The organism is Pseudoalteromonas sp. S3260 (genome assembly GCF_005886925.1).
Lineage (GTDB): Bacteria > Pseudomonadota > Gammaproteobacteria > Enterobacterales > Alteromonadaceae > Pseudoalteromonas > Pseudoalteromonas tetraodonis.
The window spans coordinates 1-554 of the sequence record NZ_PNCV01000175.1 but is presented as its reverse complement, the minus strand read 5'-3'; the positions used below and the strand labels follow the sequence as shown (position 1 = coordinate 554).

General features: G+C 39.5%; 1 protein-coding gene. It reads left to right on the top strand.

The features are described 5' to 3' along the window. Positions 1 to 78: 78 nt before the first annotated feature. Positions 79 to 554, top strand: a 476-nt coding sequence (locus CWC14_RS17835) for a tRNA-uridine aminocarboxypropyltransferase (protein WP_138564230.1), incomplete at its 3' end; no start/stop codon positions are given.

The following is a 554-nucleotide window of genomic DNA, read 5'->3' as shown; positions in this document are numbered from 1 at the left end:
GATAGCTGATAGCTGATATCTAATTTCTTTTATTTTAGCTACAATGCGCAGCCATCAATTAATAGGTAATAAACCACAGTGACTCAAGGTTTCAAAAATTCAGTTTTAGCGTTACGTGCCCAGCAAATAAGTGAATCTCGACGCGAGTTTAATGCCCGGGGCGGTAAGATGGACCGCTGTGAGCAATGCTTAATTGCCAAGCATTACTGTATTTGTGGGGGCGCTGAGTACGCAAGTTGCGACGCTGCGGTTTGTTTACTGATGTATCATAATGAAAGTTTTAAACCGTCTAATACAGGGCGTTTAATTGCTGAAATAGTCCCTGACAATTATGCGTTTCGTTGGGATAGAACCTCCCCAGATCCTGCTTTATTAGCATTATTGAATAATGATAAATATCAGCCTTTTGTGATTTTTCCTGCAGAAGATGTTGAAACAGATAGAGTAGTAACGCAAGTAGAGCCTGTTGCAGGTAAAACGCCTTTATTTATATTCTTAGATGGTACATGGCGTGAAGCTAAAAAAATGATCCGCAAAAGTCCTTATCTAGATAA